The organism is Streptomyces sp. NPDC050619 (assembly GCF_040654815.1).
Lineage (GTDB): Bacteria > Actinomycetota > Actinomycetes > Streptomycetales > Streptomycetaceae > Streptomyces.
In genome coordinates this window covers 653519-669081 of record NZ_JBFAIR010000001.1, presented here as the reverse complement: position 1 = coordinate 669081, position 15563 = coordinate 653519, and the positions used below count along the sequence as shown (strand labels likewise).

At 72.7% G+C, this 15563-nt stretch carries 13 protein-coding genes; 11 read left to right on the top strand and 2 right to left on the bottom strand.

From position 1 onward, the window contains the following. Positions 1 to 93 precede the first annotated feature (93 nt). Entirely contained in the window at positions 94 to 1968 is a 1875-nt protein-coding gene (locus AB0I77_RS02950) for a hypothetical protein (protein ID WP_363280485.1), read from the top strand. Positions 1969 to 2044: 76 nt separating this feature from the next. Here the strand turns inward: AB0I77_RS02950 and AB0I77_RS02945 are convergent, their stop codons facing one another. Next, positions 2045 to 3292: a helix-turn-helix domain-containing protein gene (locus tag AB0I77_RS02945; protein WP_363280484.1), complete on the bottom strand. Its 1248-nt coding sequence runs from the start codon at positions 3290 to 3292 to the stop codon at positions 2045 to 2047. Positions 3293 to 3295: 3 nt separating this feature from the next. After that, complete coding sequence (locus AB0I77_RS02940; RefSeq protein WP_363280483.1) at positions 3296 to 3448, bottom strand: hypothetical protein; 153 nt, start codon at positions 3446 to 3448, stop codon at positions 3296 to 3298. Between the two features lie 172 nt (positions 3449 to 3620). On the opposite strand from AB0I77_RS02940, the gene AB0I77_RS02935 reads away from it, so the two are divergent. The 10 genes from AB0I77_RS02935 (at position 3621) to AB0I77_RS02890 (ending at position 15561) form a co-directional block, all read left to right on the top strand. Beyond that, positions 3621 to 4607, top strand: coding sequence for a DUF3068 domain-containing protein (locus tag AB0I77_RS02935; protein ID WP_363280482.1), 987 nt, complete (start codon positions 3621 to 3623; stop codon positions 4605 to 4607). 198 nt (positions 4608 to 4805) lie between these two features. Next, positions 4806 to 5957, top strand: coding sequence for a glycosyltransferase family 4 protein (locus tag AB0I77_RS02930; RefSeq protein WP_363280481.1), 1152 nt, complete (start codon positions 4806 to 4808; stop codon positions 5955 to 5957). Between the two features lie 89 nt (positions 5958 to 6046). Next, positions 6047 to 6772 (top strand): class I SAM-dependent methyltransferase, encoded by a 726-nt coding sequence (locus tag AB0I77_RS02925; RefSeq protein ID WP_363280574.1) that lies wholly within the window; start codon positions 6047 to 6049, stop codon positions 6770 to 6772. Next, complete coding sequence (locus AB0I77_RS02920) at positions 6769 to 10947, top strand: DUF3367 domain-containing protein (RefSeq protein WP_363280573.1); 4179 nt, start codon at positions 6769 to 6771, stop codon at positions 10945 to 10947. Before AB0I77_RS02925 ends, AB0I77_RS02920 begins: the two co-directional genes overlap by 4 nt. Next, positions 10947 to 12221: a condensation protein gene (locus AB0I77_RS02915; RefSeq protein WP_363280572.1), complete on the top strand. Its 1275-nt coding sequence runs from the start codon at positions 10947 to 10949 to the stop codon at positions 12219 to 12221. Before AB0I77_RS02920 ends, AB0I77_RS02915 begins: the two co-directional genes overlap by 1 nt. After that, positions 12218 to 12997, top strand: a complete 780-nt coding sequence (locus AB0I77_RS02910; protein WP_363280480.1) for a class I SAM-dependent methyltransferase — start codon at positions 12218 to 12220, stop codon at positions 12995 to 12997. Before AB0I77_RS02915 ends, AB0I77_RS02910 begins: the two co-directional genes overlap by 4 nt. Before the next feature lie 15 nt (positions 12998 to 13012). Then, positions 13013 to 13921: a hypothetical protein gene (locus AB0I77_RS02905; protein ID WP_363280571.1), complete on the top strand. Its 909-nt coding sequence runs from the start codon at positions 13013 to 13015 to the stop codon at positions 13919 to 13921. Further along, a complete protein-coding gene (locus AB0I77_RS02900) occupies positions 13918 to 14148 on the top strand; it encodes a Trm112 family protein (RefSeq protein ID WP_363280479.1) in 231 nt (76 codons plus the stop codon). The genes AB0I77_RS02905 and AB0I77_RS02900 overlap by 4 nt, the downstream gene beginning before the upstream one ends. Continuing rightward, positions 14145 to 14978, top strand: coding sequence for an FkbM family methyltransferase (locus AB0I77_RS02895; protein ID WP_363280478.1), 834 nt, complete (start codon positions 14145 to 14147; stop codon positions 14976 to 14978). The genes AB0I77_RS02900 and AB0I77_RS02895 overlap by 4 nt, the downstream gene beginning before the upstream one ends. Beyond that, complete coding sequence (locus AB0I77_RS02890) at positions 14953 to 15561, top strand: hypothetical protein (protein WP_363280477.1); 609 nt, start codon at positions 14953 to 14955, stop codon at positions 15559 to 15561. The genes AB0I77_RS02895 and AB0I77_RS02890 overlap by 26 nt, the downstream gene beginning before the upstream one ends. Positions 15562 to 15563 lie beyond the last annotated feature (2 nt).

Genomic DNA, 15563 nt, shown 5'->3' with positions numbered 1-15563 from the left:
GGAGATATGGTGATGATCCTTTAGTCACCTTTTGGAGCTCCTTGGGGGGAGCTTGTCGAGCCAGGGAGTGGTTGTCGAGCTATGGAGTGGTTAATGAAGCGGGATTCCCTTGAGCTGCGCCGTGCCCGCCTCAGACGTGGCGCGGCGACGGTCGCCCTGGTGGCGCTGGGCGCCGGGGGCGGCTGGGCCGCGGTGCCGGCCGCGGCGGCCGGGAGCGCGGTCGCGGGCAGCGTGTGCGAGCCGACGGCGGGCTTCACCGGCTGCCGGCAGTTCGACGCGACCGGGGCCAGGGAGAACTTCAAGGTCCCGTCCGGCGTGGCCTCGCTGGACGTGCGGGCCTGGGGCGGGGGCGGGGACGGCACCGCCCTGGCCTTCGGCGGCGCCGGCGGGTACACCGCCGGAACGCTGAAGGTCGCGCCCGGCGAGAAGCTGTCCGTGGCGGTGGCCGGCCTCCGCGACTTCGGCGACGCGCTCGGCGGTGCCGGCGGCGGCAACAGCGGCGGCCGGGGCGGCGCCAGCAGCGCCGTCCGCACGAGCGGCGGAAAGGCGCTGATCATCGCCGGCGGCGGTGGCGGCGCGGCCAACGGCCGCACCGTGTCCAGCCAGGGCTACGGCGGCGCGGCCGGCGGCGAGAAGGGCCAGGACGGATTCGAGGCGGCCGGCGGCAAGGGCGCGAACAAGGACACCGCCGGCGCGGGCGGCGGCAACGGCAGCTCGGGCGGCGACCTGTCCGCGGGCGGCCGCGGCGGTGCCGGCGGGCCGGACGGCGGTGGCGGCGGCGGTGCCGGCTACGCGGGCGGCGGCGGTGGCGCCGGGGCGAGTGGCTCCGACGAGTTCGGCAGCGGCGGGGGCGGCTCCAGCTACGCCGACCCGGCCCGGGTGAGCGACGTACGGCTGCTGGGCGGCGACAGGACGAAGCCGGCCGCGAAGGACGACCCGTTCTGGTCGCCCAACTCCGACCCGGTGACCATGGGGATCGGCGAGGGCGGTATCACCAGCACGCCCGGCGGCGACGGCCGAGTGGTGGTCCAGTGGAAGGGTGCCGCCGCACCCGCGGAACTGAGCCCGGCCTCCGCCACGGAGCAGTCCGTGGAGCCGGGTGACGAGGTCCCGCCGACGGCCGCGGTGGTCCGGGACAAGGACGGCGACCCGGTCGAGGGCGTCTCGGTGAAGTTCGCGATCGACGACCCGGCGAAGCTGGGCATGACCTTCGGCCAGCGCGAAGACACGTCCGTGGTGGTGGCCACCGACGACCAGGGCCACGTGGAGACACCGCCCATCTACACCAGCAGCAGCAAGAAGGGCGACTTCACCATCCGCGCGACGGCGCCGGGCGGCCTCTCGACGGACTTCCTCGTGCATATGAAGAACCTGGCGAACGAGGTGAAGGTCCTCGCGGGCGACAAGCAGCGGGCCGAGCCCGGTCAGCCCTTCGCCGAGGCGCTCCAGGCCCTGGTGACCGACGAGGGCAAGCCGGCCGTCGGCGCGAAGGTGGACTTCCGCGTCGAGGGCGACGGCTCGGGTCTGCCCGAGTTCGAGGGCGAGTCCTCCGGCGTCCGGGAGACGGCCGACGCCGAGGGCAAGGTCACGGCGCCGGAGCTGGTCGCCGGTGCGGAGCTCGGCACGTACACCGTCACCGCGACGGTCGGCGGCGGCGCGTCCGCCACCTTCACCGTCGAGGTCGTCGAGAAGGCCGGGACCGACCCGTCCGCGTCGCCCAGTCCCACCCCCACCCCCAGCCCGACCGGCTCCGCCGGCAACGGCACGGGTGGCACCGGCGGCACAGGTGGCACCGGGGACGACAACGGCTCCGGCAACTCGCCGCAGCCCACCGGTGGCGGCCTGGCCAGCACCGGTGCGGGCGGCATCGGCCTGATGGCCGGCGCGGCGGCTGCCCTCGCCGCACTGGGTGTCGCAGCGGTCCGTTTCTCGCCCCGCCTGCGGGTGCGTTCGCAGAACCGCCGCTGATCTCCTGACGCCGGTTGATCTGCCGACCGGGGTGCGGGGCGCTCGCAGGGCGCCCCGCACCCCGGTCGTCCCAAGTTCAGCCGCGCCGCCCCTCCCCCAGCGTCCCCCGCAACCGCTGTGCCCGCAGCACCAGTTCGAGCTCGAAGCGGCGGTCCGGGTCGTCGATCTCGGCGCCCCAGAGCTCGCGGATCTGGCGCAGCCGGTACCTGACCGTCTGAGGATGGACGCCCAGCCGCGCCGCCACCTCCGGCGCCCCGCCCCGGGTCTCCAGCCACGCCAGCAGCGTTTCCGCGAGGCGTCGGGCATGGGTGGGGCCGCAGTGGGTGAGGGGGGCCAGGCAGCGCAGGGCGAGGTCGTCGATCAGTTCCTCGGGCTGGAGCAGGACCAGCGCCTCCGTGTGCTCGGTGCAGTACAGGACTTCCCCGGCCGGCAGCAGGCCCCGCTCCATCAGGTCTACGGCCGCTTCCGCCCAGCGCAGTGACTTTGCCGCGTCGGCCAGGGGCACCGGCGGGCCGATCGCTCCCGCCCAGCCCGTCAGCGCCCGGTGCAGCAGTTCCGGGCGGCCGGCGGCGGCCGGTTCCGGCACGACCATGCGGGGCTGCTCGTACTCCATGTCGAGCAGCACCCCCTCCCCCACCGCGGGCGCCACCGCCTCCCGCGCCGGGCGCAGCAGCACTCCCACCGCGACCTTCTCCGGCAGGGCCCAGCCGATCCGGGCGGCCCGCTCGGTGAGTGCGTCGGCCGGGTCGCCCCGGTGGTGTTCGGCGAGGAGGAGTTCCATCAGGCGGCGCTGCAACCTGAGCCGCTCCCCGGCCTGCCGCGCCGCCGCCTCCGCGTAGCCGCGTACGGACTGGTCGACCAGGCCGTCCAGATACTCGTAGCCCGCGTCCACCAGCTCGTACATCGCCGGCGGCGGGATGTCGACGCGCTGGCCGATGTCGGCGAAACGGCGCCAGGCCAGCCGTACGCCCATGCGGTAGATCGCCTGGAGCGAGTCGAGGCTGCGCCCGCCCAGGCCCTCGCCCCGGCCGAACTCCTGGAAGACGCCGGGCGGTACGGTCGGGCGGCCCGTCGAGAAGTCGGCGTTCTCCAGGTGCTGGACGAAGACCTCGATGGCACGGCGGATGCCGATCAGCGCCATGGGCTCGCCCGACTCGTCGAGGACTTCGGGCAGATGGGGGTACTCGCGGCGGATCTCGCGCAGGATCTCCTCGGCGAGCGCGGGCGCCTCGGCCATGGAGGTCGCCGCGAACCGGCGGACCTGGATGCGGGGTACGTCCTGCCAGGCCGAGCGGGTGGTGACGGCCGGAGAGCGGGCGGGCACGGGTCAACTCCCCTGGCCTGCTTGCTCGTACGTGATCAAGGGAGTGTTGGGCTGGTCGGGCGTCGCTTCGAGCACCGCGACGAGACCGAGCGCGGCGCCCACCGCGAGGGCGGCGCCGAGTACGACGGTGAGTGCGGCGGCGAGCAGTCTGGGCATCGCAGGGTCAGCCTCTCTGTACGGATCTGTACGGAGGTCGTGCCAGCCCGGTGTCCCACCCCTGCCTGTCGGCCCAGTGTCGACAAGCATTGACACTCCGTCAAGGGGCGCTTACCGTTCCCGCCTCAAAGAGCGGCCCGAACTCCTCCACCACACGCCCTGGAGTATCCGGATGCGCCGTACAACCTCACCAATTTCCCTGATTCTGCTGGGACTCGGCACGTTTCTGCTGGTACTGGCGCCCTTGCTCGCCTGGTACGTGGAACCGCGGGCCGCCGTGAATCCCATCGACATCGACACCACCGCCGTCTACCGCGGCACGGGCAGCGTCTTCGACACCGAGGAGCTGGAGACCGTGCCCGGCCAAGCGATCACCATCACCCAGCGGGTGCGGGGCGACGTCGAGGACAGCGAGCGCAGCGGCGCCGCCGTCTGGGACGTGACGACCACGGCCGACACGGACAAGTCGCTGCCCGCCGCCGATCCGCACGACGCGCTGGAGTTCATCCCGCACCGATGGGTCATGGACCGCAGGACGACCAGGCCGGTGCACTGCTGCGAGGAGACCCCGTACATCGAGGGCGAGGCCTATCTGAAGTTCCCGTTCGACGTGCAGAAGCGCTCCTACCGCTGGTGGGACAACTCCCTCGGCTCTACGGTCACCTTGAGCTACCGGGGTACCGAAAAGGTCCAGGGGTACACCGGTTACCGGTTCACCGGCACGGTCCCGCCCTCGAAGGTCGGCACCCGGCTGGTGCCGGGCAGCATCGTCGACCAGCCGGGCCGGCCGCAGGTGCTGGCCGAGGAGTGGTACTCCAACCACGGCATCGAGCTGATCGTCGACCAGGCCACCGGCCGGGTGATCTACGCGCAGGTGGGCCCGAAGCGGACGCTGCGGGCGCCCGGGGCGAAGAAGGACGCGCAGGTGCTGCTGGACAGCCGGAAGCTCGCCTTCACCACCGGGACGCAGCAGGAAGCGGTGCGGCAGGCGAAGAAGGACAGCGGTCAACTGCGAGCGGTGGGCGAGACGTTGCCGATCGGTGCGGCTGTGGCCGGGTTCGTGCTGGCGGTCGTGGGGGGCGTTTTGGTGGTGCGGGGACGTCGGCGTCCCGATGCGGAGGAAACTCCCGATATGCCCCGGGTCCCACTCACGATGTGACGTGGCGTCAGCTCCAACAAAGCCGGAAATTGTCACCTCCGTGAGTAGCCGTGGGGAACGGCTGGGCGAAAACTGTCCACCCCACCCGCACACAGCCCGCCCACACCCACCTCGCAAGAAGTACGCAGATCCCCCACAGATACGCAAACCCTCTTCCCCCACGCTGAGTTCCGCACCCTGAGACGAGTTGGAGCACCAATGCCCCAGCACGTGCCTTCCTCGCTGCATGCCGCGTCTCCCCGGGCGTCGCAGCACCCTTCGGCGCTCCCCCCACCGCGCCGAATCGTCTTCCTCGCCCATCGAGATCTGGACAACCCGGCCGCCGGCGGCTCCGAGCTGCTGGTCGACCGCCTCGCCGACGGACTGACCCGGCTCGGCCACCAGGTGACCCTGCTGTGCGGCGGGCCCGCCTCCTACCGGGACTACCGGGTCGTGTCGGCGGGCGGCGAGTTCGGCCACTACCTGCGCGCCCGCTCCGCCTTCACCCGCCAGATCGGCGACTGCGACCTGCTGGTCGAGGTCTGCAACGGGATGCCGTACCTGGCGCCCCTGTGGCACCACGGCCCCACCCTGTGCCTGGTCAACCATGTCCACACCGACCTGTGGAAGATGCGGTTCGGCGGGCCGCTGACCCCGGCCGCGCGGATCGGCCGAAGACTCGAGCACTGGGCGCTGGCCGGTGCCGCCCAGCACCGCAATCTGCTGGTCGCCGTCTCCCCCTCCACGGCCCACGCGCTGCGCGCGATCGGCGTCGAACGCGACCGCATCCGGGTCGTGCACAACGGCGTGGAGGAGCCGGGCCCGCGCGCCGACCGCTCACCGGAACCGCTGTTCGTGGCGGTGGGCAGACTCGTCGAGTACAAGCGCATCGATCTGCTGCTGCGGCTGTGGGAACGGGTGCGGCCGGTCACCGGCGGCCGGCTGGTGATCGTCGGCGACGGGCCCGAGCGGGAGAGGCTCGCTGCGCTGGCTGGGGCGGGGGTCGAATTCACCGGGCATGTTTCCGAGGCCGAGAAGCATCGGTTGCTGTGTTCGGCCTGGTTGTTGCTGCATCCGTCGGCTGTGGAGGGGTGGGGGCTGGTGGTTACCGAGGCCGCCGCCCGCGAGACGCCTTCCATCGCGTTCGACGTACCTGGGCTGCGTGATTCCGTCGTGGATGGTGAGACGGGTGTTCTCGCGCAGGGGGAGTCGTCGTTCGCGGCGGCCTGGTGCACCCTCGCTTTGTCCCATCACCGCCGTGAGCTGATGGGGAAGGCTGCGCGTGATCGGGCGGCTCGGTATCGGTGGGACCGTACGGTGAGGCAGTTTCGTGCGGTGGCCTCGGAGGCGGTGAGGGGCTGGGTGCCTTGACGCCTATGCGCCGTGGCGGCAAATCCGTCTCGCGAGTGCCGGTTGTTCGTGGCTGGTCGCGCAGTTCCCCGCGCCCCTACGGGGGCGCGCTGAAGGACCCCTCCTTTCGGCGCTCTCTTGCCCTTTTCCGGGCCTTCCTGCGTGAGCAGGAGGATCCGGACGGCTGTTACTCGCTGCTTGCCCGGGACGCCGTCGACCAGGTCGAGGCCTACGACGGTCCCGTGGCCGGTCGCATCGTCGTGGACGTCGGGGGCGGCAGTGGTCACTTCACCGAGGAGTTCCGCAGGCGCGGCGCCGATGCTCATCTCTTCGAGCCGGACGTACGGGAGTTGGGGCCGAAGCCGCCCGACGGGACGGTGATCGCCGACGGCTATCTGCTGCCGCTGCGCGACGGGGTCGCGGACGTCACCTTCTCCTCCAACGTGCTCGAGCATGTGGCCGATCCGCAGACCTTCCTCAGCGAGCTGGCGCGGGTGACCCGGCCCGGGGGGCTGATCTACCTGTCGTTCACCAACTGGCTGTCCCCGTGGGGCGGTCACGAGTGGGCGCCCTGGCACTACCTGGGTGCCGAGCGGGCACGGGCCCGCTACCGGCGCCGTACCGGAAGGGCCGCCAAGCACACGCTCGGCGAGAACCTGTTCGCCGTGCACATCGGCCCGACCCTGCGGCAGGTGCGCGCCCGCGACGACGTCCAGGTCGTCTCGGCGCGCTCCCGCTACTGGCCCTTCCTCGCGGAGACCGTGGTGAAAGTGCCCGGGATCCGCGAGGTCGCCACCTGGAACCTCCTCCTCATCCTCCGGCGGTGTCCACCATGACGACGTCCACGGTCCAGGCCCCTCCTCCGGCAGCTGTCCCGAGCACCGCGATCATGGCGGGACCGCCGCAGGGCCCGCGGTCGCGGCGCTGGCTGCTGGGGTTCTGGGCCGTGGTGTTCGTGCTGTTCCTGGCGGTCCACCCGGGCCGGCAGACCTTTGACACCAAGCTCGGCGTCACCGTCGATCCGGGCAGGTTCCTTTCGGATCTCGGCCAGTTGTGGCACGACCAGGGCTCGTTCGGCGGGATCCAGGACCAGTACGTCGGCTACCTGTGGCCGATGCTGCCGTTCTACTGGCTGGGCCACGCCGTGCAGTTGCCGGTGTGGCTGATCGAGCGGCTGTGGCTGTCGCTGGTCGTGTCGGTCGCCTTCTGGGGTGCGCTGCGGCTGGTCGAGCGGCTGCGCGTGGGCAACGGGGCGTCCCGGCTGCTGGCCGCGGTGGCGTACGCGCTGTGGCCGGTGTTCACCGTGGTCGTCGGGTCGACGTCGGCGGCGGCGCTGCCCGGCGCGTTCCTGCCCTGGGTGCTGCTGCCGCTGGCCGACGAGCGCTACAGCGCCCGGATCGCCGCCCTGCGTTCGGCGCTGATCGTCCCGTTCATGGGCGGCGTCAACGCGGCCTCGACCCTGGCGGCCCTGCTGCCGGCCGGCCTCTACCTGCTCTCCCGCCCGCCCGGGCCCAGACAGCGCAAGCTGATCGCCTGGTGGGTGCCGGGCGTGATCCTGGCGACGGCCTGGTGGTGGATCCCGCTCCTGCTGCTGGGCACCTACGGCGAGAACTTCCTGCCGTACGTGGAGAGTTCGCAGACGACGACGGAGACCATGTCGGCCACCGAGGCGCTGCGCGGTGGCGGCAACTGGGTCGCCTATCTGCATCTGGTGGAGGCCTGGCTGCCGGCGGGCTGGACGGTGGCGTCCGCCGTGGTCGTGATCCTCTGCTCGGCGTTCGCGGCCGGGCTGGGGCTCGCGGGCCTGGCCCGGCGTGACATGCCGGAGCGGCGCTGGCTGGTGCTGACCGTGCTGACGGCCGTACTGGTGCTCCTCGCCGGGTACGGCGGGGCGTTCGGCGCACCCTTCCACGAGACCGTGCAGGGCTGGCTGGACGGCTGGCTGGCGCCCTTCCGCAACATCTACAAGTTCCAGGCGGGCCTGGCTCTGGCTCTGGTGCTGGGGGTGGCCCACCTGGTGGGCGTGGCCGCCGAGGCGCGTGGCGCCCGCCGGGTGCGTGGCCGCCGTTTCGCGCCGCTGGTCGCGGCGGTCCTGATCCTGCCCGGGCTGATGTGGCCGTACCTCAACGGCTCGATCCTGAACCCGGGTTCCTTCCAGGAGCTGCCCAAGTACTGGCAGGCCACGTCCGACTGGCTGGAGAAGTACTCCCCCGACTCGCGCGCCCTGGTCGTCCCGGCGACCGCGCACGGCATCTACACCTGGGGCTCCCCCATCGACCAGCCCCTCGACGTGCTCGCCGACTCCCGCTGGGCGCAACGCGATTACGTCCCCTTCGGCACCCCCGGCAATCGGCGTGCCATGGACGCGGTGGAGGAGGCCCTGCTGACGGGCGGCGAAGTCCCCGGCCTGGCCGACTACTTGAGCCGCGCGGGCGTCTATTACGTCGTCGTCCGCAACGATCTCGACCCCGACCAGATCGGCGCCACTCCGACCACGACCGTGAAGCGGGCCCTGGAACAGTCCGGCTACCAGCGGGTGACGGGCCTCGGCCCGGTCATGACCGGCGGCCGGATCGCGGACGACACCCCGCTCCAGGTCGAGGGGCTGTATCCGAGGCAGCGGGCGGTGGAGATCTACCGGCCGGCGAGCGAGGACGTCGCCCGGCCCGGGCAGGCCGGGCTGATGCCGGTCGCCGACACGGCCGTCGTCTCCGGCGGCCCGGAGGCGCTGCTGCCGCTGGCGTCGCAGTTGCGCGGCCGGGCGACCGTGCTGACCGGCGACAACCACCCCGGGCTCGGGACTCCGCCGCTCCAGGTGGTCGGCGACGGGCTGCGCCGCGCGGACACCCGGTTCGGGCTGGTCAACGCGAATACGTCGTACACGTACACCCGCGACGAACGCAACGCGTCCGGCGCCGCCCAGGACCCCGGCGAAGAGCCGCACCAGATCCTGCCGACCGCGGGCCTCGACCACCAGACGGTCGCCGAACTGCGCGGCGCCCGCACGGTCACGGCATCCTCGTACGGCAACTGGCTCTTCCACCTTCCGCAGTTCGACCCGGTGAACGCCTTCGACGGCAACCCGGAGACGGCGTGGACGGAGGGCGTGGCCGGCTCGCCGAACGGTCAGTGGCTGCGGGTCGGCTTCTCCGACGACGCGTACGACATGCCGTCGTCGTTCAAGGTCACGCCGTTGCCGCAGGAGAGCGTGCGGTCGGCGGCGACACGGGTGCGGGTGGAGACGGACAAGGGGTCGGTGACCAGCTATCTCCGTCCGGACGGCTCGACGCAGAGCGTCAAGGCCCCTGCGGGTGCGACGAGTTGGATGAAGCTGACGATCGTCGACTCGGTGGCCCGCCGGGCCGGACTCGCGGGGGCGGGCTTCTCCGAGATCGACCTGCCGGACGTCCAGGTGACCCGCCTGCTGCGGCTTCCCACGGACGCGCGGACCACGGACGCCGCCGCCGAGCTCGTCTCCCTGCACCGCGCCGCTGACCCGGCCGGGTTCTCCCCGACGGGCACGGAGGCGGGCCTGCACCGCAGCTTTTCGACGGCGACGGCGGGGACGTACGAGGTGAAGGCGAGCGCGGTGCCGGTGGCGGGTGAGGAACTCGACCGGATGCTGTACGAGATCGCGCCCGACCAGCAGGACCGCATCACGGCGACCGCCGACTCCACGGCGAACCTCGGCGCCGGCCTGTCGGCGCGCAACCTCACCGACGGCGACCTGACGACGGCGTGGATAGCGGGCGACCGCCCGACCCTCCACCTGCGCTGGACCGGCAAGCAGCCGATCAGCGAGGTGGTCCTGGCCCCGGCGGGCGGCCTGTCCGCCCGGCCCACCGAGGTGGACATCAGCTCCCCCGACGGCGCGGCGATCGCCGGCGTGGACGAGAACGGCGCGGCCCGCTTCCCGGCGATCACCACGGACCGTCTCGACATCACGATCACCAAGACGGCCCCGATGACCCTGCACAACCCGGTCGCCGACGAGGACCTGCAACTGCCGGTGGGTCTCACGGAGGCGTACCTCCCGGCCCTCGACCAGTACCGCACGCCCCAGCCGAAGCCGAACCGGAACTTCTCCCTGCCGTGCGGGCAGGGGCCGGTGCTGGCGGTGGACGGGGAGCTGTACCAGACGAGCGTGCGGGGGAAGGTACGGGACCTGACCGAGCGCCGGGCAGTCGATGTGACGCTCTGCCAGGAGGGGCGCAGCGACGGTGAGTTGGAGCTGACGGCGGGCTCTCACCGGGTCGAGGGCGGGGACGCGGGCCCGCTCGCCCTCACCGACGTGACGCTGACGCGCGGCACGGTCACCACGCCCACCCCCCTCGACCGTGATCTGCGGATACGGGACTGGCTGGGCGACGAGCGCGAGGTGACGGTCGGCTCGGGAGCCGCCTCCTATGTCACGACGTACGAGAACTTCAACGACGGCTGGCGGGCCGAGCTGAACGGCCGCGAACTGTCGCCGGTGCGGCTGGACGGCTGGCAGCAGGGCTGGCGGATCCCGGCGGGGGCGGGCGGCACGATCAAGCTGTCGTACGAGCCCGCGACCACGTACGACGGCGGCCTGATCGGCAGCGGGGCGGGGCTGGCCGCGCTGGTGGGCCTGGTCCTGTGGCGGCGGCGCTCCCCCAACCCGGACGACCCGCAGCCACTCCCGCCGCCGCCCGGCCTGTGGCTGGGCACAGTGGCGCTCACGCTGGTGGGCGCGGTGATCGCCGGGTGGTTCGCGCTGCTGGTTCCGGCGCTGGCCCTGGTCGCGTACCGGCGGCACCGGCTGCTCGTGCCGATCGCGTTCGTGGCCCTCGCGGGCGCGGGGATCGCGGCGGCGACCGGGGCCGGGGAGCCGGTGGGGACCGAGGAGGGGGCGTTCGGGCCGACGGCCCAACTGCTGGCGTTGATCGGGTTGTTCGCCGGGTTGGTGAGTGCGCGGGAGCAGCGGCCTCCGGCATCGGAGGCGCCGACTCAGCAACTGCCGCCGGTCGAGGGGGGCGAGCCCAGGTGATGGTACCCACGCGCATCCCGTTCCCGGTCGTGGACGAGGTGGCCCGGCACTGTCTCCAGGAGGAGGAGCCGGAGACGGTCCACATCGAGGTGCATCTGCCGGGGCAGTTGGATCCGGGGCGCCTGCGCAAGGCGTTCACGGAGGCCCTGCATCGGCATCCGCGGATTCTGATGCGGGAGGCGCCGGGGCGCTGGTACCGGCGCCGCTACGAGTGGGAGCTGACGGCCGAGCCGGATGCGGAGGTGGTGAGCTTTCCGGCGCCGGGGCCGAACGCACTGCGGGACGCGCGGACGCGGGCGCTGGTCGAGGCGCCGCCGCTGTCGGTGTCGCCGCCGGTGCGGTTGGAGGTGGTGGGTCCTCATCTTGATGGCGCGGGCTCCCAAGGGACGGTCCTGCTCCTGACCATGAACCACACCGCTCTCGACGGCCCGGCCTGCCTCCGCGTCCTGGCCACCGCCGCGGAGTTGTACGGCGGCCGGGACAACGCCCCCGCCGCAGCCCCCGTCCGCACCCCCGAACCCCCGCAGGGCCCCCCGGACACCCTCTCCAACTGGTCCAGGCCCGCCCGAGTCGCCCCCGGCGCCCCCGAACCTTCCGCCGGCAACGGCCTCCTCGTCACCGAACTCTCCCTCCCGCACCGCCCCAAGGGCTCCCCCTACACCGTGAACGACCAGCTCATGGTCTCCACGGCCCTCACCATCGCCCACTGGAACCGGGAACACGGCGCCCGTCCCCGCCCCCTGCGCATCACCATGCCCGTCGACGACCGCCCCCGGGACACCACCATGCCCATCGGCAACGGCACCCGCCTGGTCGAAGTCCCGTTCGCGCCGGGCGAATTGGACCACCCGGACCTGCCCGACCTGTTGCGCCGTACGGCGATCCGCACCCGCGCCCTCAAGTCCCTGCCCCGCCCCCAGCTGGGCCACGGCGCCGCCCTCCTGACCGCCCCGGTCACCCCGGTCGCCTGGCGGGCCGCCCTCACCCGAGGCCTGCGCAGGGCAGCAGCGCCCTGGACGTCGACGACCCTCCTCAGCAACATCGGCCGTATCCCGTACCCGCTGGACTTCGGCGAGGAAGCCGGCCGCGCGCACGCCGTCTGGTTCTCCGCCCCCGCCCGCATGCCCCGCGGCCTCACCGTCACCACCGCCTCCACCGCGGGCCGCCTCCACCTGGCCCTGCGCTGGTCGCGCTCGCTGCTCGGGCACGGCGACGGCGCCCACCTGCGGGACCTCTTCGAGCACTACCTGCACACGACGGAGGTGAGCGCATGACCAGCACCACCCAACTCCCCAAAGACCTCCGCGACTTCTACGAGAACCCCGCCGTGCCCGTCGCCTCCGGCACCCGTCGTTCCCTCCGCCAGGCGCGCATGCTGGCCGCCGCCCTCGGTCCCGCCACCGGGAGTCCCGCCACCGGCAGTTCCGGCACTGGGAGTTCGGCCGCAGGAAGGGCGCAGACGATCCTCGACATCGGCTGCGGCGACGGCACCGCTGCCGCCACCGCGGCCCCCCTCCTCACCGGCCACCGCGTCATCGGCGTCGACTGGTCCCAGGACGCCCTGAAACGCGCCCGCGCCCATCTGACGTACCCCATCCGCGGCGAACTCACCGGCGCCGGGCTGCCGTTCGCCGCCGGGTCCGCCGACGCCGTGCTGTTCAGCGAGGTGATCGAGCACCTCGTCGACCCGGACGCCGCGCTCGACGAGATCCGCCGGGTGCTGCGCCCGGGAGGCCACCTCATGCTGTCCACCCCGAACCTGGCCGCCTGGTACAACCGCGCCCTGCTGCTGGCCGGCGTCCAGCCCGTGTTCTCCGAGGTCAGCCTGCGGGCCATTCACGGCCGGCCGGGGCGGGAGGTCGTAGGGCATCTGCGGCTGTACACCGCCCGCGCGCTGCGGGAGTTCGTCGCCGCGGCCGGCTTCGAGGTCGTACGGCTGGCAGGGGCCCCCTTCCACGGCGTACCGCGTCCGCTGCGGCCACTGGACCGGCTGGCGTGTGCCAGACCGTCCCTCGCGTCGATCCTGCTGCTGCACGCCCGAAGGACGTAGACCATGTGGTGGGGAGTGGCAGCGGCCCTGGTGGCGAACGTCCTCTACAGCACCGGATTCGTCCTGGAGAAACGGGCGTTGGCCGCCCTGCCCACGGTGACGGTCCGCCGCCCGGTCCGGCTGCTCGGGCTGGTGCTGCGCAGCCCGCTGTGGATCGGCGGGTCGCTCTCGCTCGCCGCCGGGTTCGGGGCGCAGCTCGCCGTCTACCGCACGCTGCCGATCGCCGCCGCGCAGGGCATCTTCGTCTCCGGCCTGGTGCTGCTCGTGCTGCTGTCCGCCCGGCTGCTGGGCGAGGAGACCACCGGCCGCGAGCGCTACGCGCTGGGGGCGATCCTCGCCGCGCTGCTCATGGTCGTGCTGTCGCTGCGGGAGGACTCGGACAAGGTGAGCCAGGAGGCCCCCTATCCGCTGATCCTGCTGGTGTGCGTGCCATCGCTGGCGGCGGGCGTGTGGCTGTACAACTCCGCCGAGCGCCGCGCCCGCCACCGGCACCGCGCACCGACCACGGGCGTGGAGTACGGCGTGGCCGTGGGCCTGCTGTACGGCGTCAGCTCACTCGCGATCAAGGGCGTGTCGAGCTACCTGACGGGGGACGGCCTCGGCGGGGCCCTGCTCGACCTGCTCCGCTCCCCGTACCCCTATCTCCTGTTGTTCACCGGTGCGTTCGGCCTGGTCCTGTCGCAGGCGGCGCTCCAGCGGTGCCGGGCCTCGCTGATCGTGCCGGTGTGCACGACGGTGACGTGTCTGTTCACGGCGGTGCTCGGCACGCTCTCGTTCGGCGAGGCGCTGCCCCAGGACCCGCTCAGGCTCGCGCTGCGCCTGGCGGGCACCGCGCTCGCCATCGCCGTACTGCTGGGCATGCCCAAGCACGACAAGGCGCCGTCGCCTCAACCCTCCCTCGGTGCCAAGGAGTTGACACCATGAACCCCGACGACCCGCTGTTGAAGATCCTGGCGTGCCCGCTCGACAAGGGGCCGCTGCACCTCGTCGTACCGGACGGGCCGGCGAAAATGGAGGTCCTCTACAACCCGCGTCTGCACCGCCGCTACCCGATCGTCGACGGCATTCCGCAGCTGCTGCCGGCCTCCGGGGAGCAGGTCACGGACGACGAGCACGAGAACCTGCTGAAGCGGATGGGGATGACTCCATGACGGGCCCGGCGCGCACCTGGGCGGCTCGCCTTGCCCCCCTCCTCCCCACCCGGCTGGTCGCCGCGGCCGCCCGAGCGGTGTACCCGCGCTTCGAACCGGAGCTGGCCCGGCTCGCGGACCTGTGCCCGTCCGGCTGCGATACGGCCGTGGACGTCGGCGGCTGGTACGGCCCCTGGACGCGGCGCCTGTCCGGGCGGGCGCGCAAGGTGGTGACCGTCGAACCGGTGCCCCACCTGGCGCGGCTGCTGACCTCGGCGGCCCCGGCGAACGTCCGCGTGATCCAGGCCGCCGCCTCGGACCGCCCGGGCACGGCCCGCCTGTGGCTGCCGCCGGACGACGCGGGCGACCGGGGCGTGTCGTCCCTGGTCCGCCGGGACATCCACGGCCACGCCCTCGACGTCCGCTGCGTGGCCCTGGACGACCTGGGCCTGCGCGAGGTCGGCTTCATCAAGATCGACGTGGACGGCAACGAGCTGGCGGTGCTGCGCGGGGCGAAGGCGATCCTGACGCGCGACCGGCCGGCCCTCTTCGTCGAGCTGGAGTCCCGTATCCAGCCGATCGCGCCGGTGGTGACGTACCTGTCCCTGCTCGGCTACGACGGCTGGGTGCTGCCCGGCGACAGTTGGGTGCCGCTGTCCGCGTTCCCGCTGGAGGCCCACCAGTCGGCGGCCTCCTACGTCGTCGCACACGGCCTGCTGCGCCGTGTCCTGCCCTTCCGTGACCGGCCCCGGTACGTCAACTCGGTCCTCTTCCTCCCGGACGGCCGCCGCCCGGGCGAACGGAGGGTGCGCGACGATGAACACCATGCCCTCAGGAAACAGTCCGAGTAGCCCCTTCACCCCGCGCGACTTCCAACTGGTCCTCCTGCGCCGCATGGCCGACCACAACCCGGACCTGGTCGAGGACGCCCGCCACACCCTGGGCGCCTCGATCGCCGACATGCGCGAGGCCAACAAGCGCTGGCAGGCGATGATCCGCTCCCCGCGGGCCCGCGCCGCCGCCTCCCGCTACCGCTCGGTCCTGGGCACACCGGAGTCGGTCATCACCCGCAAGGTCGGCGACCTGGAGTGCGAGGCGTGGCTCTGGCCCCTCCCCCTCTGGCCCGACCTGCGCTTCGAGGTGCTCCTGGCCCCGAACGGAGCGGTGTGGAACGAGTGGCTGATCCGCGCGCCGGGGGCGGAGGGCCCTTCCCTGACAACTCTCGACGACCTCACTCCCTGGTCCTGCACGGTCGACGAGGCGGCCCGGGCCTTCGCCCCCGCCCGCCCTCTGGAGGGCACGGCCCCGACCCGCTGGGGGCTGGCGTTCACGGCGCCGGATGGTCAGGGGGTGCGGTGGAAGTGCGTCGCGGAGTTCACGTGGGGGTTGTTGCAGAGGGTGGCGGTGGGTGATCGGGCAACTGGCGGTGAGTAGGC

Excerpts from the sequence above, each read along its gene's own strand:
- AB0I77_RS02950 (WP_363280485.1), top strand. The coding sequence starts at position 94 with ATGAAGCGGGATTCCCTTGAGCTGCGCCGTGCCCGCCTCAGACGTGGC.
- AB0I77_RS02920 (WP_363280573.1), top strand. The coding sequence starts at position 6,769 with ATGACGACGTCCACGGTCCAGGCCCCTCCTCCGGCAGCTGTCCCGAGC.
- AB0I77_RS02890 (WP_363280477.1), top strand. The coding sequence starts at position 14,953 with ATGCCCTCAGGAAACAGTCCGAGTAGCCCCTTCACCCCGCGCGACTTC.
- AB0I77_RS02930 (WP_363280481.1), top strand. The coding sequence starts at position 4,806 with ATGCCCCAGCACGTGCCTTCCTCGCTGCATGCCGCGTCTCCCCGGGCG.
- AB0I77_RS02915 (WP_363280572.1), top strand. The coding sequence starts at position 10,947 with ATGGTACCCACGCGCATCCCGTTCCCGGTCGTGGACGAGGTGGCCCGG.
- AB0I77_RS02900 (WP_363280479.1), top strand. The coding sequence starts at position 13,918 with ATGAACCCCGACGACCCGCTGTTGAAGATCCTGGCGTGCCCGCTCGAC.
- AB0I77_RS02940 (WP_363280483.1), bottom strand. The coding sequence starts at position 3,448 with ATGCCCAGACTGCTCGCCGCCGCACTCACCGTCGTACTCGGCGCCGCC.
- AB0I77_RS02910 (WP_363280480.1), top strand. The coding sequence starts at position 12,218 with ATGACCAGCACCACCCAACTCCCCAAAGACCTCCGCGACTTCTACGAG.
- AB0I77_RS02895 (WP_363280478.1), top strand. The coding sequence starts at position 14,145 with ATGACGGGCCCGGCGCGCACCTGGGCGGCTCGCCTTGCCCCCCTCCTC.
- AB0I77_RS02935 (WP_363280482.1), top strand. The coding sequence starts at position 3,621 with ATGCGCCGTACAACCTCACCAATTTCCCTGATTCTGCTGGGACTCGGC.